Origin of the sequence: Arthrobacter sp. UNC362MFTsu5.1, assembly GCF_000685965.1 — a bacterium.
Classification (GTDB): domain Bacteria; phylum Actinomycetota; class Actinomycetes; order Actinomycetales; family Micrococcaceae; genus Arthrobacter.
In genome coordinates this window covers 142325-159271 of sequence record NZ_JMLE01000010.1, presented here as the reverse complement: position 1 = coordinate 159271, position 16947 = coordinate 142325, and the positions used below count along the sequence as shown (strand labels likewise).

15 protein-coding genes are annotated in these 16947 nt (G+C 66.9%); 11 read left to right on the top strand and 4 right to left on the bottom strand.

Annotated features, from left to right (window positions below; translation table 11 throughout):
* Positions 1 to 5 precede the first annotated feature (5 nt).
* From BS38_RS0111845 to BS38_RS0111825, 5 genes are read left to right on the top strand one after another with little or no spacing between them, the layout of a single operon-like run.
* Positions 6 to 1055, top strand: coding sequence for a transporter substrate-binding domain-containing protein (locus tag BS38_RS0111845; RefSeq protein ID WP_028271000.1), 1050 nt, complete (start codon positions 6 to 8; stop codon positions 1053 to 1055).
* Positions 1052 to 2218 carry an LLM class flavin-dependent oxidoreductase gene (locus tag BS38_RS0111840; protein ID WP_028270999.1) on the top strand — a complete coding sequence of 389 codons (1167 nt, stop codon included), beginning with the start codon at positions 1052 to 1054 and terminating at the stop codon, positions 2216 to 2218. Before BS38_RS0111845 ends, BS38_RS0111840 begins: the two co-directional genes overlap by 4 nt.
* A complete protein-coding gene (locus BS38_RS0111835; protein ID WP_028270998.1) occupies positions 2196 to 3029 on the top strand; it encodes a DUF1684 domain-containing protein in 834 nt (277 codons plus the stop codon). Before BS38_RS0111840 ends, BS38_RS0111835 begins: the two co-directional genes overlap by 23 nt.
* Complete coding sequence (locus BS38_RS0111830) at positions 3029 to 4135, top strand: LLM class flavin-dependent oxidoreductase (protein ID WP_028270997.1); 1107 nt, start codon at positions 3029 to 3031, stop codon at positions 4133 to 4135. Before BS38_RS0111835 ends, BS38_RS0111830 begins: the two co-directional genes overlap by 1 nt.
* A 9-nt stretch (positions 4136 to 4144) precedes the next feature.
* A complete protein-coding gene (locus BS38_RS0111825; protein WP_028270996.1) occupies positions 4145 to 5524 on the top strand; it encodes an NtaA/DmoA family FMN-dependent monooxygenase in 1380 nt (459 codons plus the stop codon).
* 191 nt (positions 5525 to 5715) lie between these two features.
* Here the strand turns inward: BS38_RS0111825 and BS38_RS0111815 are convergent, their stop codons facing one another.
* From BS38_RS0111815 to BS38_RS0111800, 4 genes are all read right to left on the bottom strand, one after another.
* A complete protein-coding gene (locus BS38_RS0111815) occupies positions 5716 to 6126 on the bottom strand; it encodes a VOC family protein (RefSeq protein ID WP_028270995.1) in 411 nt (136 codons plus the stop codon).
* A gap of 9 nt (positions 6127 to 6135) precedes the next feature.
* Entirely contained in the window at positions 6136 to 6615 is a 480-nt protein-coding gene (locus BS38_RS0111810) for a helix-turn-helix transcriptional regulator (RefSeq protein ID WP_028270994.1), read from the bottom strand.
* A 91-nt stretch (positions 6616 to 6706) separates the two neighbouring features.
* A complete protein-coding gene (locus BS38_RS0111805; RefSeq protein ID WP_028270993.1) occupies positions 6707 to 7687 on the bottom strand; it encodes an ABC transporter substrate-binding protein in 981 nt (326 codons plus the stop codon).
* 181 nt (positions 7688 to 7868) lie between these two features.
* Positions 7869 to 8570, bottom strand: coding sequence for a type 1 glutamine amidotransferase domain-containing protein (locus BS38_RS0111800; protein ID WP_028270992.1), 702 nt, complete (start codon positions 8568 to 8570; stop codon positions 7869 to 7871).
* 108 nt (positions 8571 to 8678) lie between these two features.
* Between BS38_RS0111800 and BS38_RS0111795 the strand changes: the two genes are divergently transcribed.
* The 6 genes from BS38_RS0111795 to BS38_RS0111770 all read left to right on the top strand — a co-directional run bounded on the left by BS38_RS0111795 (position 8679) and on the right by BS38_RS0111770 (position 16946).
* A complete protein-coding gene (locus BS38_RS0111795; protein WP_028270991.1) occupies positions 8679 to 9485 on the top strand; it encodes a hypothetical protein in 807 nt (268 codons plus the stop codon).
* A 314-nt stretch (positions 9486 to 9799) separates the two neighbouring features.
* On the top strand, positions 9800 to 12013 hold the full coding sequence (locus BS38_RS0111790; RefSeq protein ID WP_028270990.1) for a PxKF domain-containing protein: 2214 nt from the start codon (positions 9800 to 9802) through the stop codon (positions 12011 to 12013).
* Positions 12014 to 12253: 240 nt separating this feature from the next.
* Entirely contained in the window at positions 12254 to 13243 is a 990-nt protein-coding gene (locus BS38_RS0111785; protein WP_028270989.1) for an LLM class flavin-dependent oxidoreductase, read from the top strand.
* A gap of 252 nt (positions 13244 to 13495) precedes the next feature.
* A complete protein-coding gene (locus BS38_RS25005) occupies positions 13496 to 14608 on the top strand; it encodes a LacI family DNA-binding transcriptional regulator (RefSeq protein ID WP_231511223.1) in 1113 nt (370 codons plus the stop codon).
* Positions 14609 to 14620: 12 nt separating this feature from the next.
* Positions 14621 to 15922: an extracellular solute-binding protein gene (locus BS38_RS0111775; protein ID WP_028270988.1), complete on the top strand. Its 1302-nt coding sequence runs from the start codon at positions 14621 to 14623 to the stop codon at positions 15920 to 15922.
* A gap of 13 nt (positions 15923 to 15935) precedes the next feature.
* Positions 15936 to 16946, top strand: coding sequence for a carbohydrate ABC transporter permease (locus BS38_RS0111770; protein WP_028270987.1), 1011 nt, complete (start codon positions 15936 to 15938; stop codon positions 16944 to 16946).
* The last annotated feature ends 1 nt before the right edge of the window (position 16947 follow it).

The following is a 16947-nucleotide window of genomic DNA, read 5'->3' as shown; positions in this document are numbered from 1 at the left end:
TCCCCATGGCACTCTCCACCTCCCGGCACAACAGCAGCGGCCGGACGCGCACGCTGGCGGCGCTTCCCGCCGTCGTCCTTCTCGGGACCCTTGCCGGCACCCTGGCGCTGAGCGGCTGCGCCGATCCGGGCGCGGCCGCTTCCGGAGGCGCAGTTTCCGGCAATCCGGGGACGACGGCGGCACGCAACGGCGTCGTCTACAACACCTCACCGGACCAGCAGCGGATCCGGGCCGATAAGGACGCGGCGCTCGCCGCCAAGGTCCCCGAGCTGATCGGCAAGGACGGCAAACTCACCGTGGCCACCACAGCCGGTTCCATCCCGCTGTCCTTCCACGCCACGGATGACAAGACGCCCATCGGCTCCGAACTGGACATCGCCCAGCTGGTGGCGGACAAGCTGGGCCTGGAGCTCGACATCCAGGTCACGTCGTGGGAGAACTGGCCGCTGAAGACCCAGTCCGGCGACTTCGAGGCCGTGTTCTCCAATGTGGGCATCAACGCCGCCCGCGTGAAGCTGTTCGACTTCGCCAGCTACCGGGCCGCCTACATGGGCTTCGAGGCGAAAAAGAGCTCCTCCTACGACATTAAGGGCGCAGACGACATCTCCGGCCTGAAGGTTTCCGTGGGCTCCGGCACCAACCAGGAGAAGATCCTGCTGGCCTGGAACAAGGAACTCGAGGGCAAGGGCAAAGCGCCGGCAGTGCTGCAGTACTACTCTTCCGACGCCGACACCATCCTGGCGCTGTCCTCGGGCCGCACCGACCTGAACATCGCGCCCTACCCGTCCACTGCGTACCGCGAGAACACCCGGGACGACCTGAAGATCGTGGGCAAGGTCAACGCCGGCTGGCCGTCCGAAACCCTGGTGGCCGCCACCTCGCTCAAGGGCAACGGGCTGGCACCGGTCATCACCGAGGCGCTGAACTCCGCCATCAAGGACGGCTCCTACGGCAAGGTCCTGGAACGCTGGGGCCTCTCCGAAGAAGCACTGCCTGAATCCAAGACCGTCACTGAAGCCAACTTCGGGGCTGCGCCTGCAGGGAAAACACAGTGAAGTTCCAGGTCCTCGACATCATTCCGCACCTGAAGAACCCGCTCACCGGGGCGATCGTCTCCACGGCTGACCGGCTCAACCAGGTGGTCCGGACCGCGCAGCGCGCCGAGGAGCTGGGCTACGACAGCTTCTCCGTGGGGGAACGGCACGCCGGGGAGTTCATCTCGTCGTCGCCCACCACCGTGCTGGCCGCCATCGCCGCTGTGACCAGCCGGATCCGGCTGCAAAGCGGGGTGACCGTCCTCTCCGTCCTTGACCCGGTGCGCGTTGCGGAGGACTACGCCACGATCGACCAGCTCAGCCGCGGCCGGCTGGAACTCGTGATCGGCAAGGGCAACGAGGTACTGCAGTACCCGCTCTTCGGCCTGGACCTCGATGACCAGTGGGACCTCCTGGCCGAAAAATACGGGCTGCTCCGGCGCCTCTGGAGCGAGGAGAACGTCACCTGGTCCGGCAGATTCCGCCCGGCACTGACCGAACCGACCACCACCACACCGCGGCCGTTCGCCGGCGCACCCCGGGTGTGGCACGGCTCAGCCACCACCCTGACCTCCGCGGCGCTCGCGGCAAAGTGGGGCGATCCGCTGTTCACCGCCAACGCCATCCAGCCGCGGGAAAACTACCAGGTGCTGATCGATCACTACCGCGAAGAGTACGAACGCCACGGGCACGATCCGCGGCACCAGTTCCTCGGATCGGGCAGCGGCGCCGGCGGGGTGTTCATCGCGGACACCACGCAGGAGGCCAAGAAGCAGTTCGGCCCCGTGTACGAGGCACTGACCGCCGGCCGGAATGTGCCGGGCAACAACTCGCCGTTCCGCGACATCGACCACGCGGTGGCTGAAGGGCCCGCCCTGGTGGGCAGCCCGGAGCAGGTGGTGGACAAGATCCTCAGCTACCACCAGCTGTACGGCCACGACCTCCAGTCCATCTCGCTGCCCACCACGCTGCCGTTTGAGCAGCAGTTGAAGATCCTGGAGCGGTTCGCCCTGGAGGTCATCCCCAAAGTCCGGGCGGCGGCGCCCACGAACCTGTGGGAATCACCGGATCCCTTCGGCGGCCGTCCGGAGTCTGCCGGGGCCACCGAACCGGACGCCGCCGCCATCGTCGCCGCCGACCACGACAACTACAGGAGCGATCATGCCCACGTCTACGCACACTGAAACTCCGTTCGCCACGGCCTGGGCCGAGTGGCACGCCGCCCATGAGCGGCACCGCGCCGACCCCCACGGCTTCCTGGCCGTCACGCACCTGCACTGGCTGGGTTCCGAGCCCGCGCGGCTCGACGGCGTTCCCGGCACCTGGAATGTGGAGAACGACGCCGTCCGCCTGGTTTTGGCGGAAGGCGAGACCCTGCAGCAGGACGGCAGGGAACTAAACGCCGACGGCGGCGGCGCCACCGTGCTGTTCGGACCCATCGCGGAACGCGGCGGCGTCAACCTCGCTGCGGGGGACACCGTCGTCGAACTCGCCAAACGCGGCGGCGAATACATTGTCAGGCCGCGCCACCCGGAGAACCCGCTGCTCCGCGAGTACCAGGGCACGCCTGCGTACGAACCGGACCCGGCATTCGCGGTGGAAGGAACGTTCGTCCCGTTCGACGAGCCGCGTGCCACCACCGTGGGCGCCGCCGTCGAGGGCATCCAGCACGTCTACGAAGCCCCCGGCCAGGTCAGGTTCCGGCTGGGCGGGCGCAATCTTGCCCTGACGGCTTTCAACGGCCACGCTCCGGGCAGCCTGTCCGTGCTGTTCACGGATGAAACGTCCGGCAAGACCACCTACGCGGCCAACCGGTCGCTAACGGTCGCGGCACCCGGACCGGACGGCACGGTCCGCCTGGACTTCAACCGGGCCGTGAACCTGCCGTGCGCCTACACCGACCTTGCCACGTGCCCGCTGCCGCCCGCCGAGAACCGGCTGCCGGTAGCGGTCGAAGCCGGAGAGCAGACCCCCACCGAACGTCAGGACGCATGATGGGAAACACCAACAAGACTGCCGGTGGCTGGGGCTTCCTGGCGCTGGAACTCGACGGCGTGGCGCGCGCGGCCGACGGCGACACAGCCGGGGGTGCTACGGCGCTCGCCGCCGCCGTGCTGGCCGCCGAATCCGCCGGTTTCCACGCCGTGACCTTCAAGGATTCCCCGGCGGAAGGACGGCTGAACGCGCTGCAGCGCGCCGCCTTCGCCGGGCCGCTGACCCGCTCCCTCGTCCTGATCCCGGAAGTGGATACGGCCTACACCGAGCCCTTCCATGCCTCCACCCAGCTGGCCAGCCTGGACTACGTCAGCGGCGGCCGTGCCGGCTGGATCGCCACCGCTGAAGACGATCCCGCGGCGGCCGCCGCCGTCGGGCGCTCCTACGTTGCCGGTGACGGCCTGGCGCAGGAGGCCGCGGCATCCATCGAGGTCAGCCGCAGGCTCTGGGACTCCTGGGAAGACGGCGCCGTGATCCGCGACGTCGCCAGCGGCCGCTACCTCGACGCCGGAAAGCTGCACTACGTGGACTTCGACGGTCCCGGCTACTCGGTCAAGGGTCCGTCCATCATCCCCCGTCCCCTGCAGGGACAGCTGCCGGTGCTCGTGCCGGCGTCCCTCGTGGGCGCCGGCCTGGTTGAGCCATCCGGGGTGGACGCAGTGCTGGTCTCGGCACCGACGGCGGAGCTCCTCGCGGAGGAGATCCGCGACGTGCGGGAACGGCTGGGCGGCGGATCGCCCGCCGTCGTGGTGGAGCTCGACGTCGTCCTGGACGCCAGGGGGCAGGGCGCCGCCCAGCGGCTCGGGGACGAATCGGCCATCGGCAAGCCTGGCAGCGGAGGGACTGACGGTGCCCGGCGGGCACGCTTCGCCGGGTCCGCGGCCGAACTGGCAGACCTGCTGACCGAAGTACTGGAAGTGGCGGACGGAGTCCGGTTGCATCCGGCCAGGTTCGACGTCGACTTCGAGGAACTGTCCCGGCTGGTGCTGCCTGAACTCCGGCGCAGGGGAGTGCTCGCCCCGGTGCCGCAGGACGGGACCTTCAGGGACCTGCTGGGCCTCGAACGACCAGCCAGCCGCTACGCCGCAACCGCCGTCGGAAACTAGGGGAAAACCATGACACAGCACAGCCGTGCTAAATACCAGCCGAGCGGGAAGCTCCAGTTCGGCATCTTCTTCCAGGGCGTGAACTCAGGGACCATCTGGAAGGCCGCCGAGTCCGGCTCGCAGACGGACTTCGAATCGTTCCGCCGCATCGCCCAGACGGCGGAGCGGGGACTGTTTGCCGCCTTCTTCCTGGGTGAGGGGCTCCGCCTCCGTGAGCACCTGGGCCGTCCGCATGAACTGGACGTCGCCGGACGCCCGGACGCCCAGGCCATGCTCGCCGCCCTGGCCGCGGTGACCTCCAACATCGGACTCGTTGCCACGCAGAACACCACCTACAACGATCCGGCGGACCTGGCGCACAGGCTGTCCTCGCTGGACCTTCTCTCCGGCGGACGCGCCGCATGGAACATCGTCACCACGGACAACGCCTGGACCGGTGCCAACTTCCGCCGCGGCGGGTACCTGGACCACGCTGACCGGTACACGCACGCCGAGGCATTCGTGGAGACGGCCAAACGGATCTGGGATTCGCATGATCCGGCCACCGGGCAGTGGCAGCGCGTGCTTCACGAAGGGCAGCACTACACCGTGGACGTGACCCCTCGCCTGCCGCGCAGCGCGCAGTACCGGCCCGTGCTGTTCCAGGCCGGCGACTCTCCGGAGGGCAGAAACTTCGCCGCCCGCCAGGCCGACGTCATTTTCTCCGCCCACCCCAAGCTCGACGACGCCCTGGACTTCCGGCGCGACATCGTGGAGCGGACGCTGGACGCAGGACGCGGAGCAAACGACGTCAAGATCATGCCGGCCAGCGAGTTCATCCTTGCCGCAACGCCGGAGGAGGCCCGGGACAAGAAAGCCTGGGTCCGCAGCCTCCAGATCGGCCCGCAGCAGGCCATCGCTTACCTGGAACAGTTCTGGGGACGCGAACTGGGCGAATATGATCCGGACGGGCCGCTGCCGGAGATTGACCCGGTGGTGGAGGAAACCTCCGAGACCCGCGGCAGCGGCTTCCACGGGGCCAAGGCGCGGCAGCTGGCCGACCAGTGGCGGGCCGAAGCCAAGGAGAAGGGGCTGTCCATCCGCCAGTTCGTCTCTGCCAAGACCAGCCGCGTGGACGCCACCTTCAACGGCTCCTACGCCGAGGTGGCCGACCGGCTGGTGGAGCACGCCCGCACCGGCGCCGTGGACGGCTTCAACATCTCGCCGTGGCTGATTCCCACGGGCCTGGACGACATCGTAAACCACCTGGTGCCCGCACTGCAGGAACGCGGCGTCTACCCCACGGAGTATGCCGGCAGCACGCTGCGGGAGAACCTGGGGCTGGCCACGCCGGAGCGTGCTTCGGCATCCGCCCCCACGGAATCTGCGCCTTTGGAAGCGAGGGTCTGAGCCGATGGGCGGCGACGTGTCCGGCACGGAAGTGGGAGATGCTGACCGGGAGTCCGCCGCGGATACGGTGAAGCTGCAGCTGACTATCTGGCAGCAGTACCTCTAGAGGACCCGGGCTCGCCCATCAAAGGAATCCCCGCCGGACGACGTCCGGCGGGGATTCTTTGTTGTGATGGCCTGCGCCGGAGGAATCAGTCCTTCGGAGCCTGCGCGATGCGGACCATGTTCCCGGAGGGGTCCCGGAAGGCGCAGTCGCGCGGCCCCCACGGCTGGTCGATCGGCTCCTGCATGACCTCGGCACCGGACGCCCGGACCTTCTCGAACGTGGCGTCCAGGTCGTCGGTACGGAACACGAGCATGGGGAGGACTCCCTTGGTGAGGAGCTCCTGCATCATGTCCCCGTCCTCCTGGGAGCGGCCCGCATGCGGCTCGGAGAGCACGATCTCAAGGCCCGGCTGGGCGGCGCTGCCGAGGGTGATCCAGTGGAATCCCCCGGAGGCCACGTCGTTGCGCAGTTCGAGGCCCAGGGCATCCCGGTAGAAAGCGAGGGCCTTCTCGGTGTCATTGACGGTGATGTTGCAGTACTGGAGTGAAATGTTCATGCCACAAAGCTATTCCGCGGGCGTCAGGGCCGCTTCTCGAATCCTGCTCACTTGGGCACCGGCTGCATTCCCGGGACCTGCAGGCTTGGCAGGCTGCCTCGCTGGCCGTGTCCTGATCCGTGCAACGCAGCCCGGCATCGCCTCCACCGCGCTGTGTTCCCGGAGCCGGTAGGCGCTGGGCGGTTCCCCCACTAGTTCCGTGAAGCGTGAGCTGAAGGATCCCAGCGACGTACAGCCCACCGCCATGCAGGCATCGGTCACGCTCATGCCGCCGCGGAGCAACGCCATGGCCCGCTCGATCCGGCGGGTCATCAGGTAGCTGTAGGGGGTCTCGCCGTAGGCGGCCCGGAACTGCCGAGAGAAGTGCGCCGGTGACATCAGGGCCTTGCTCGCCATGGTGGGCACGTCCAAGGCGCGGGCGAAGTCCCTGTCGATCAGGTCCCGCGCCCGGCGCAGGTGCGCCAGGTTGGCCAGCTCTTGCGGGGTCATGTCATGAGCGTACGCCGCACTGCGGGGGTTTCGCCACGCAAATGTGCAGGGCAGCCGCCGGCCGCCCTGCACATTTGCGTCGAAAGCCGGACTACTTTTTGGGCAGCCCCGCCGGGTTCAGCTCGGACTTCTGCACGGCCTCCGAACTGAGGCCCCAGCGGTCCAGAATCTTGGCGTAGCTGCCGTCTTCGATCAGGTGGTTCAGGCCCGCCTGTGCTGCGGCGGCGAAACCGTTGCCCTTCTTGGTGGTGGCCGCGATGCTTGCCTTCAGCGGCCAGCCGCCGTCCACCAGGCCAACCAGCTTGGTCTTTGCATCGGAAGCCGCCTTGAATGCCGCCGTCGCGTTCGGCCCGAACGTCAGGTCCGCCCGTCCGGACTGGAGGGCGAGCGAGGAGGCGGAGTCGTCGTCGTAATACTGGAACTCCACCGCGGGCAGGCCGTTCTTCTTGTTCTCCTCGTCCCAGCGCAGCAGGATGGACTCCTGGTTGGTTCCGGAACCCACAATCACGCGTTTGCCGGCAACGTCCGGCGCGGACTCCACCTTGGTGACGGAGCTGTCGCTTTTCGCGTAGAAGCCGAGCTTGTCGTCGCGGTAGCTGGCGAAATCGAACTTGAGCTTCCGCTCCTCGGTCACCGTGACGTTGGACAGCACGGCCTCGTACTTGCCGGACTCGACGCCGAGGGGCCAGTCGGCCCAGGCGGTGGGAACGATGTCAGCCTCCAGTCCCAGCGTCTGGGCCAGTGCGACGGCGATATCCACCTCATTGCCCACCGGCGTCTTGTTGTCCGTGGCGTAGACGGCCAACGGTGCCGCGAACGGGCTGACGGCCACCGTCAGCTTGCCGTCCTTCTTGATTGCTTCCGGGACCAAAGCCGCGGCCGCCGGATCCACTTCAGCCTTCACACGGTCCTGCTCCGGTGAGAGGTTGAACTGTTTGATGCCCGTGGACGACGTCGCCGGGGCGGAGCCCGACGCCGCAGAAGCCCCGGGGTCAGAGCAGGCCGCGAGCCCCAGCAACGTGGTGGCGGCCAGCGCTGCGGTGGCGGCGGGTTTGAGTGAAAAACGGGCCATGGGTTCCCCTTGGAAGTGTGCGGATTCGGTGCTTGTGCCAGCAACTATCCGTCAGCGCGAAAACCCGGTCAAAGCGCCTTGAAACCCTTCGATACAAGGGGTAATCGTGGTTAATCCGGCGTTCGCTGGCGTCACGGAACCCGCTGCCGTGACGCCGCGGCCGGGTCTGGGCGACCGTCGACTAGGCGGCGAGGGCCTTGATGACCTCCTTGGCCACGTCCTCGCTGGACTGCGGGTTCTGCCCGGTGATCAGGTTGCGGTCGCGGACCACGTTGGAACTCCAGGCGGCTCCGTTTTCCACGATGGCGCCCTTGTCCTTCAGCACGTCCTCCACGAACCACGGCGTGTTGGGGCCGGTGCCGCCGTTGAGTTCCTCCTCATCCGTGAATACGGTGAGGCGGCGCCCCGCAAAAACGAACGTCCCGTCGTCGTCAACGGCGCTGAGGAGGCCCGCAGGGCCGTGGCAGAACGGCGCGATCACCTTGCCGGCCCGGTCCGCCTCAGCCAGGATGCGGCCGAGGTCGGCGTCCTTGTAAAGGTCCGCCATGGGCCCGTGGCCGCCCGGCATCACCACGGCGTCATATGCGGAGGGGTCGACGTCGGCGAGCACCAGCGGTGCGGACAGCTCACCGTCGATGGCGGCGAGGTAGGCGCGGAAGCCGTCTGCACGGTCCTGGCCGCCGGCCGACTCCGGGGCGAGGCTCACCTCGTCAACGGTGGGCCTGGCGCCGGCGGGTGTTGCGATGTGCACGGTGTGGCCGGCGTCGAGCAGGGTCTGGTGTGAGACCACCAGCTCCTCCGCCCAGTAGCCGGTGGGGTGTTTGGTGCCGTCCCGCATGGTGAGGGAGTCAGCTGCGGATACCACCATCAGAATGTTTGCCATGATATTGCTCCTGTCCGGCCGGCCCGTCCGGGACGGCTCACAAGGGCGGCAACCCGATAAGCATGCTGAGTATTCCTGCCCGGGGCCGCTTGGTATATAACCTTGGGTATGGCCGCATCAATGATGAAGATGGTTCTGTCCGTTGCCACTGCGTTTGGCTTGGCGCTGATGGGCGGTGGTCCGGCCATGGCGGGCCCGCCGCGTCCGTCTGATCCTGTGGGCATTGATGTCTCGTGGCCGCAGTGCGGCAAGACCCTTCCCTCCGGACTCGCCTTCGCGATCGTGGGCGTCAACAACGGGCTGGCCAACACCACCAATCCCTGCTTCCAGGAACAGCTGGACTGGGCCGAGGGCGCGGTGTCCCAGAAGCAGCTGACGGCGCAGCCGCGCGTGGCCCTGTACGTGAATACAGCCAACCCCGGGCTGGCCGGTTCCTGGTGGCCGACGTCCAATGAGTACATGGGAACCACCGTGACCAGCTCGTACGGGCAGTGCACGGGCAAGAACGACGCCGCCTGCGCCTATGTGTACGGCTATGCGAAAGCGTACGACGACGCCAAGCTGCGCGGCGTGGATGGCCCGCAGAACTATTTCTGGTGGCTGGATGTGGAGACAGGGAACAGTTGGCAGAGCGACACGACCGCGAACCGGGCTGACCTGGAAGGGATGACCGCCTACTTCGAAAGCATCGGTGCCGACGTCGGGCTCTATTCCACCGGCTCGCAGTGGAGCAAAATTGCCGGGGCGGTTCCGTCCACCAGCAATCTGGCGGGACTTCCGAGCTGGCTCGCCGGCGCCAGAACCCTCAATGGGGCCAAGTCGAACTGCTCCCTGGCAGGGCTTACTCCGGGCAGCACGGTGGCAGTGACCCAGTACGTCTCCGGCGGCCTCGACTACAACTACGCCTGCAAGTAACTACTGCTTGCTGTGTTACAAAAGCGCACTAAGTCAACGCAAGTCGGCCTGAGTAAAAAAGTGAGTACTGCGTATAAAAAACAGGTATAGAAACACCCAAAGTCGAGTGGAATGTACTGGTGTTTTTCTGAGCGCCCGCCCCTAACATCGGGACTACATTTGCGGCCAATGACGGCCGCATTGTTGCGATGGGAGGCGCTGCAGTGAACACATCAGATCGAAGGGGTCCCGAGCGGGGAACCAGGCAGAGACGGGGAACGGGCCCGGGGTTCGCCTGGTCTGCGGGGCGTGCCGGCCGGAAATTCCTGGCCGCGGTGACTGCGGGCGGACTGCTCCTTGCCGGGGCCGGTGTGGCGCAGGCGGACGATGTCTTTAACACCCTCGATGCGAGCATTGACGCCGTGGCCGAAACCATGCCGTTGAACGTAGGCGGGGCTGCGGGAACCACCACGTTGGCCGTTGATCCGACGAACGATCCGGGCAAGAACGGCTGCAACCTGACCGGCAGCACCGTACTCACCCTGAGTCTCGCATCGAGCGACACGTCGGTAGCAACCGTCAGCCCCGCCTCCGTGACGTTCGGAAGCTGTGGCGAAACCAAGACGCTGACCATCACCCCGGTGGCCGGCGGCACCGCCACGGTCACCGCGCGCCAGACCACCAACACGACCGGCGGAACCTTCAACCTTGCTCCCGCGACGTTCACCGTCAACGTGGCAGCTCCGGCCCCGGCCAACACTGCACCGACCCTCACGGTAGGCGGAGTCAGCACCGGTGCGTCCTACGACAAGGGAGCCGTCCCGGCGGCCACCTGCGATATCGTGGACGCCGAAGACGGCAACAGCACGTTCCCTGCAACCCTCAGCGGCATCACTGGCGCCTACGCAACGGACGGCATCGGCGCGCAGACAGCGAGCTGCAGCTACACGGACGGCGGCGGACTCAAGGCCAGCGGATCCGTGACCTACAACATCGTGGACCCCAGCGGCCCGCAGATCAGCTACACCTTGGACCCGGGAACCCCCAACGGCCTCAGCGAGTGGTTTACCTCGCCGCTAATCCTCACCTGGACCGTCACCGATGCGGATTCCCCGAGTTCTCTGACCACTGAAGGCTGCGGGCAGCGGAACATTTCAGCGGACCAGGTGAAGATCGCCTATACCTGCTCCGCAACCAGCGCCGGCGGCACCGCCTCCATGGCAACCGTTCCACTCGGCCTGGACGCTAAAGCGCCCGACGTCAGCTACACGGGAGCCGAAGGCCTGGCCGGCAACAACGGCTGGTTCAGGGGCCCCGTCACGGCAACGTTTACGGCCACTGACGTAACGTCAGGTCCCGCGTCGCAAACTGCGACCGCAACCACAGCCGACGGTGCGGAGGGAGAAGACCTGGAGGTGAGGAGCCCGGTGTTCAGCGACACGGCAGGCAACCCCTCGGCGCTCGGTGCGGTCATCCAGCGGTTCAATATCGACTGGACGGCCCCGTCAGTTGCCTACACTCAAGCCGACCGTGCGCCCAATGCCAAGGGCTGGTACAACGCCCCGGTCACTGCAACGTTCACCGGGACCGACTCAGTCTCCGGTCCGGCAGCAGCCACCCAGACCGCAACGTCCGTCGGCGAGGGCTCGGCCGTCGTCGTTGGCAGCCCGGCCTTCGAGGACGTTGCCGGCAACGCCTCCGAGGCCGGAACGCCATCCGTGAGCTACAAGATCGACCTCACGGCGCCCTCAGTTGCATTCACCGGTCTCAACGGCACTAAGGGCCTGAACGACTGGTACACCGGCCCGGTCACGGCCACTTTCACCGGCACGGATGAGCTGTCAGGTCCGGCATCCGCGGTCAAGGAGGCTGTCTCCACCGGGGAAGGTACTGGCCTGGTCCTGACCAGCCCGGCCTTCACGGATGACGCGGACAACACCACCCCCGCGGGCGCCGCGACCAGCGACTCCTTCAAGGTGGACCTGACCGATCCGGTGGCCACGTTTGACTCCGTTCCGGGGGATGCGTACTTCGGTTCCGTCGGTGCCGAGCCCACCTGCACCGCCACGGACGGAGGCTCCGGCGCGGCCGGCTGCAAGGTGACCGGCTACAGCACGCTGGTTGGTCCCCACACGTTGACGGCCACGGCCACCGACAATGCGGGCCGTACCTCCACAACGACGCACAAATACACGGTCATGGCCTGGGAGACCAAGGGCTTCTACCAGCCCATCGACATGGGTGGCGTCACCAACACCGTGAAGGCCGGCAGCACCGTACCCGCCAAGTTCGAACTGTTCGCCGGCTCAAGGGAACTGACGGACACCGGCGTCGTGACGATGGGAATCAGGCAGATGACCTGCAACCTGCTGGCGGCCCAGGACGGAGTCGAGATCACCTCCACCGGGAACACCTCCCTGCGGTATGACTCGACGGGCGGCCAGTACATCTACAACTGGAAGACGCCGAACCTCCCCGGCGCCTGCTTCCAGCTGTCGATGGTCGCGGCAGACGGCTCCCGCATCGACGCCAACTTCAAGCTGAAGTAGGCGCCGCAGAATCACATAGCACAAGTGAGCTAAAACGGGGCGGGGCTGCCGGAAACGGTGGCCCCGCTCCCGTTTGTCCGGCACCGCCGCTTCCGCGCGCCCGGCAATACCGCTCCCGCGTGTCCGGCGCCACGGTGACCTGCAGAAATAACCCGGGTGCCGCCGTCGTTGTCGCCAGTGTGCCTGTTCCGCCACCGGAGCAGTGACCGCAACGCTCCGCTACGAAAGGCCGGCTCCTCCGTGACTGTTCCGCTTTCCATCCTTGACCTGGCCACCATTGCGAAGGGCCAGACGGCGGCCGAGAGCTTCGCCGGCAGCGTGGCCATGGCGCAGCGGGCGGAAGAACTGGGCTACCGCCGGGTCTGGTACGCGGAGCACCACAACATGTCTTCCATTGCGTCCTCGGCCACGAGTGTGCTGATCGCCCACATCGCCGCCCACACGAGCAGTATCAGGCTTGGCGCCGGCGGTGTGATGCTGCCCAACCACTCCCCGCTGACCATCGCCGAGCAGTTCGGCACGCTGGAGACCCTGCACCCGGGGCGCATCGACCTCGGCCTGGGCCGTGCGCCCGGCAGCGACCAGAACACCATGCGCGCGCTCCGCCGCGATACGATGTCCGCGGACAGCTTCCCGCAGGACGTCCTGGAACTGCAGGGCTACCTCACCGGCCCCACACGCATCCAGGGCGTCGAGGCGACGCCGGGCAAGGGCACCAACGTGCCGCTGTACATCCTGGGGTCCTCACTTTTCGGGGCCCGGCTGGCGGCGCAGCTCGGATTGCCCTACGCCTTCGCATCGCACTTTGCGCCCGCCGCCCTGCAGGACGCCGTGGCCATCTACCGCCGGGAATTCAAGCCCTCCGCCCAGCTGGACGCCCCGCACGTGATTGCGGGCGTCAATGTGATCGCGGCCGATTCCGCCTCCGAGGCGCAGGAGATGTTCCAGGCCACCAAGCACGCCCGCGTGTCCCTGTTCTTCGGCAACGGCAGGGTGTTCACGGACGACGAAGCGGACATGATCCTCGACTCGCCGCAGGGCCAGCACGTGGCCCAGATGATGAAGTACTCGGCGGTCGGCACGCCGGACGTCGTGATGGATTACCTGGACCAGTTCACCGCCCACGCGGACGCGGATGAGCTGATCGTGGCCCACCAGAGCAACGGAACCGAGGCCCGCCTGCGGTCCGTGGAACTCCTCGCGAAGGCCGCGGGACTCGTCCGCGCCTGACCGCGCGTCACGCCACGCACCCTTTCGGAATGTCCGACGGCGGGTTCCCCTGGAATCCCGCGGCGGGCACCGCCGTCGTGCTCCTAAAGTGAGCCCTGCGTGACGCGGGGACGGGACGCGGGCAACGCCGTCGGGCACTGCCTCCTCTGAGCGCTCCCCTTGACAACTCCCAACTGAACCGGTTTAGTAGAGATCACTGAACCGGTTCAGTGAGTTGTATCACTGGGCCGCCGATCCACAGAAGGCAGGACCATGGCAGTCACCATCAGCGACGTCGCCCACGCGGCAGGCGTCAGCAAGGGTGCTGTCTCGTATGCCCTCAACGGGCAGCCGGGAGTCAGCGCGGGAACCCGGGAACGGATCCTGCAGGCGGCCAAGGAGCTCGGCTGGAAGCCCAGCCTCCGGGCCAAGGGCCTCTCCTCCGCCAAAGCGTTCGCATTGGGCCTGGTCGTTGCCCGGGACCCGTCCCTGCTCGGAACGGACCCCTTCTTTCCGGCGTTCATCGCGGGCATCGAAACCGCCCTGTCAGAACACGACTACACGCTGGTGCTCAGCGTCGCCACAGGTGCCGGGGCGGAGGAACGGTGCTACCGCAAGCTGGCCGAGAACGGCCGCGTGGACGGCTTCCTCCTCACCGATGTCCGCCACGACGATTCCCGCATCCCGCTGCTGCAGGAACTCAAGCTCCCCGCCGTCACCCTGAACCGCCCCGACTCCGATTCACCGTTCCCTGCCGTCTCGATGGATGACTGCGCCGGGATCACCGCGGCCGTTGAACACCTTGTGGCCCTGGGCCATACCCGGATTGCGCACGTTGGCGGCGGGCAGGAATACATCCACGGCCGCAGCCGCCGCCAGGCCTGGGAAAGCGCACTCGCCACTGCCGGCCTGCCCGCAGACCTCTTCGAAGCCGCCGATTTCACTGCAGCGGGCGGCATGGCCGCCACCGCCGAGCTGCTCCGGCGCACCGACAAGCCCACGGCAATCGTCTACGCCAACGACCTGATGGCGACCGCCGGCCAGTACTACGCGCAAACGCAGGGGCTCAGTGTGCCCGGTGACCTGTCCGTCACCGGCTATGACAACGCCGACTTCACGCAATACCTGAATCCGCCCCTCACCACGGTGGCCACAGAGCCCATGCTCTGGGGCCGCGTTGCCGCCCAGGTGCTCCTCAACCAGCTCAGCAACAGCCACGACGGCGAAGACACCGTCCTCCAGGCTCCGACCCTCCTGGTCAGGGCGTCCACCGGCCCGGCACCCGCAGGCGAAGCCGCCCCAAACGCCCCGGTCCCACCGCACTACACCTGTACCCAGCAAGCCCCACAGCACCCAGACACGCCCCCAACCCTCTGTTTCCCCTAAATAGGAGTCGCAATGAAGCGCTTTTCAACAGCCACGCGCGTATTGTCCGTGGCCGCCCTGACCATCATGGGCGCAGGCCTCGCAGCCTGCGGCGGGGGAGGGGGAGCCAGCTCCGCCGATTCGGCCACGGCCGCCAAGGGCCCCATCAAGATCTGGTACTCCAACAACGAGTTCGAGGTGAAGTGGGGCAAGTCCATGGTGGAATCCTGGAACGCCGCGCACCCGGACCAGAAGATCGATGCCCAGGAAATCCCGGCCGGCAAGAGCTCCGAGGAAGTCATCGGCGCAGCCATCACGGCAGGCAACGCCCCGTGCCTGGTCTTCAACACCGCCCCAGTCGCAGTTCCGCAGTTCCAGAAGCAGGGCGGGCTTGTTGCGCTGGACACCTTCCCCGACGGCGCGCAGTACATCAAGGACCGCACCGGAGACCTGGCGGACCAGTACAAGTCCACGGACGGCAAGATGTACCAGCTGCCGTGGAAGTCCAACCCCGTGGTCCTGTTCTACAACAAGGACATGTTCGCCAAGGCCGGACTGGACGCCGAAAACCCCAAGCTGGGCTCCCACGAAGAGCTCCTTGAAACCGCCCGGACGCTGGTGAAGTCCGGCGCTACGGCCAACGCGGTGTGGCCGTCCCCGGCAAGCGACTTCTTCCAGTCATGGTTCGACTTCTACCCGTTCTACGCTGCCAACACCGACGGCACCCCGCTCCTGAAGGACAGCAAAGCCACCTTCGACAGCGAGGAGGGCAAGCAGGTCGCCACCATGTTCGAAACGCTCTACAAGGAGAACCTGGCGTCCAAGGAGGCCTTCCAGGGTGACGCGTTCGGCGAAGGCAAGGCCGCCATGGCCATGGCCGGTCCCTGGGCCATTGCCGCTTACAAGGACAAGATCAACTGGGGTGCCGTGCCGGTGCCCGCCGCCCAGGCCAAGGCCGATACGTCCACCTTCTCGGACGCCAAGAACGTGGCCATGTACTCCGCCTGCGAGAACCAGGGAACGGCGTGGGAGGTCATGAAGTTCGCCACCAGCCAGGAGCAGGACGGCAAGCTCCTGTCCGAGACGGGCCAGATGCCCATGCGCAAGGACCTGACCACGGCCTACGCCGACTACTTCACCAAGAACCCGCTCTACACCCAGTTCGCCGAGCAGGCCGGCCGCACCGTCGAGGTGCCCAACGTGCCCAACTCGGTCGAGGTCTGGCAGACCTTCCGCACCGCCTACGCCAAGTCAGTGATCTTCGGCAACGAAAGCATTGACTCGGCTTTCAAGGGCGCAGCGGACAAGATCAACCAACTGGCAGCCCAGAAGTAACGGGTGATCCCCAATGTCACTCCGCTCTTCTGACGGCGGCCCCGAAGCGGGCAGTCCTGCAGCGGGCAGCCCCGCACCGGGCACCGTCGCTACGGGAATGCCGGTTGGGCGAACGGCCGACCAGCGGCTGGCCCCCAGGAAACGCAAGAACTTCCTGGGGCGCCAGCCGCTGGGGCTGCTGTTCAGCGCCCCGTACGTCATCTACGTCCTGGCCGTCCTCGCCTACCCGCTGGGCTACGCCGTCTACATTTCCTTCCACGACTTCTTCTTCACGGCCCCCCGGGTCAAGGTGGACCGGCCGTTCGTCGGCCTGGACAACTACATCACCGTCCTGTCCGATCCCGCCGTCCAGCGTTCCTTCGCCAACATCGGCGTATTCCTGGTCATCAACGTCCCGCTGACCGTGGGACTGTCCCTGGTCCTGGCCAACGCCCTCAACCGCGTGACCAGGCTGCGGACTTTCTTCCGGGTGAGCTACTACGTCCCGTACGTCACGGCGAGCGTCGCCGTCGTCGGCGTCTGGCTGTTCCTGTTCCAGCAGAACGGACTGGTGAATGCGCTGCTGGGGCCGCTGGCCCCGAACCTGTCATGGCTGACCAACTCCTGGCTGGCCATGCCCACGGTGGCGCTGTACGTGACCTGGAAACAGCTGGGGTTCTTCATCCTGCTGTACCTGGCCGCACTGCAGAACATCCCGGACGAGCTCTACGAATCCGCCTCGGTGGACGGCGGGAACAAGTGGGTCCAGTTCTGGAACATCACGGTTCCCGGCGTGCGGTCGGCCAGCGTTCTGGTCACGCTGCTCGCCACCATCACCGGCGCCAACCTCTTCACCGAGCCCTACCTGCTCACCGGCGGCGGCGGACCCGACGGCGCATCGACCTCGCCGGTGTTCCTGATGTACCAGAAGGGCATCCTGCAGGGAAACCCCGATGTGGCTGCCGCGCTGGGCGTCGTCCTGGTGATCGGCGTCCTGCTGATCGCCCTGATCCAGAAACGCCTCGTAGGCGGAAAGGAGGACTGAC

What these genes read in the sequence shown, in the direction of transcription:
- BS38_RS0111805 (WP_028270993.1), bottom strand. Translation starts at nt 7,687, where the DNA reads ATGGCCCGTTTTTCACTCAAACCCGCCGCCACCGCAGCGCTGGCCGCC.
- BS38_RS0111810 (WP_028270994.1), bottom strand. Translation starts at nt 6,615, where the DNA reads ATGACCCCGCAAGAGCTGGCCAACCTGGCGCACCTGCGCCGGGCGCGG.
- BS38_RS0111775 (WP_028270988.1), top strand. Translation starts at nt 14,621, where the DNA reads ATGAAGCGCTTTTCAACAGCCACGCGCGTATTGTCCGTGGCCGCCCTG.
- BS38_RS0111825 (WP_028270996.1), top strand. Translation starts at nt 4,145, where the DNA reads ATGACACAGCACAGCCGTGCTAAATACCAGCCGAGCGGGAAGCTCCAG.
- BS38_RS0111835 (WP_028270998.1), top strand. Translation starts at nt 2,196, where the DNA reads ATGCCCACGTCTACGCACACTGAAACTCCGTTCGCCACGGCCTGGGCC.
- BS38_RS0111830 (WP_028270997.1), top strand. Translation starts at nt 3,029, where the DNA reads ATGGGAAACACCAACAAGACTGCCGGTGGCTGGGGCTTCCTGGCGCTG.
- BS38_RS0111795 (WP_028270991.1), top strand. Translation starts at nt 8,679, where the DNA reads ATGGCCGCATCAATGATGAAGATGGTTCTGTCCGTTGCCACTGCGTTT.
- BS38_RS0111845 (WP_028271000.1), top strand. Translation starts at nt 6, where the DNA reads ATGGCACTCTCCACCTCCCGGCACAACAGCAGCGGCCGGACGCGCACG.
- BS38_RS25005 (WP_231511223.1), top strand. Translation starts at nt 13,496, where the DNA reads ATGGCAGTCACCATCAGCGACGTCGCCCACGCGGCAGGCGTCAGCAAG.
- BS38_RS0111800 (WP_028270992.1), bottom strand. Translation starts at nt 8,570, where the DNA reads ATGGCAAACATTCTGATGGTGGTATCCGCAGCTGACTCCCTCACCATG.
- BS38_RS0111770 (WP_028270987.1), top strand. Translation starts at nt 15,936, where the DNA reads ATGTCACTCCGCTCTTCTGACGGCGGCCCCGAAGCGGGCAGTCCTGCA.
- BS38_RS0111815 (WP_028270995.1), bottom strand. Translation starts at nt 6,126, where the DNA reads ATGAACATTTCACTCCAGTACTGCAACATCACCGTCAATGACACCGAG.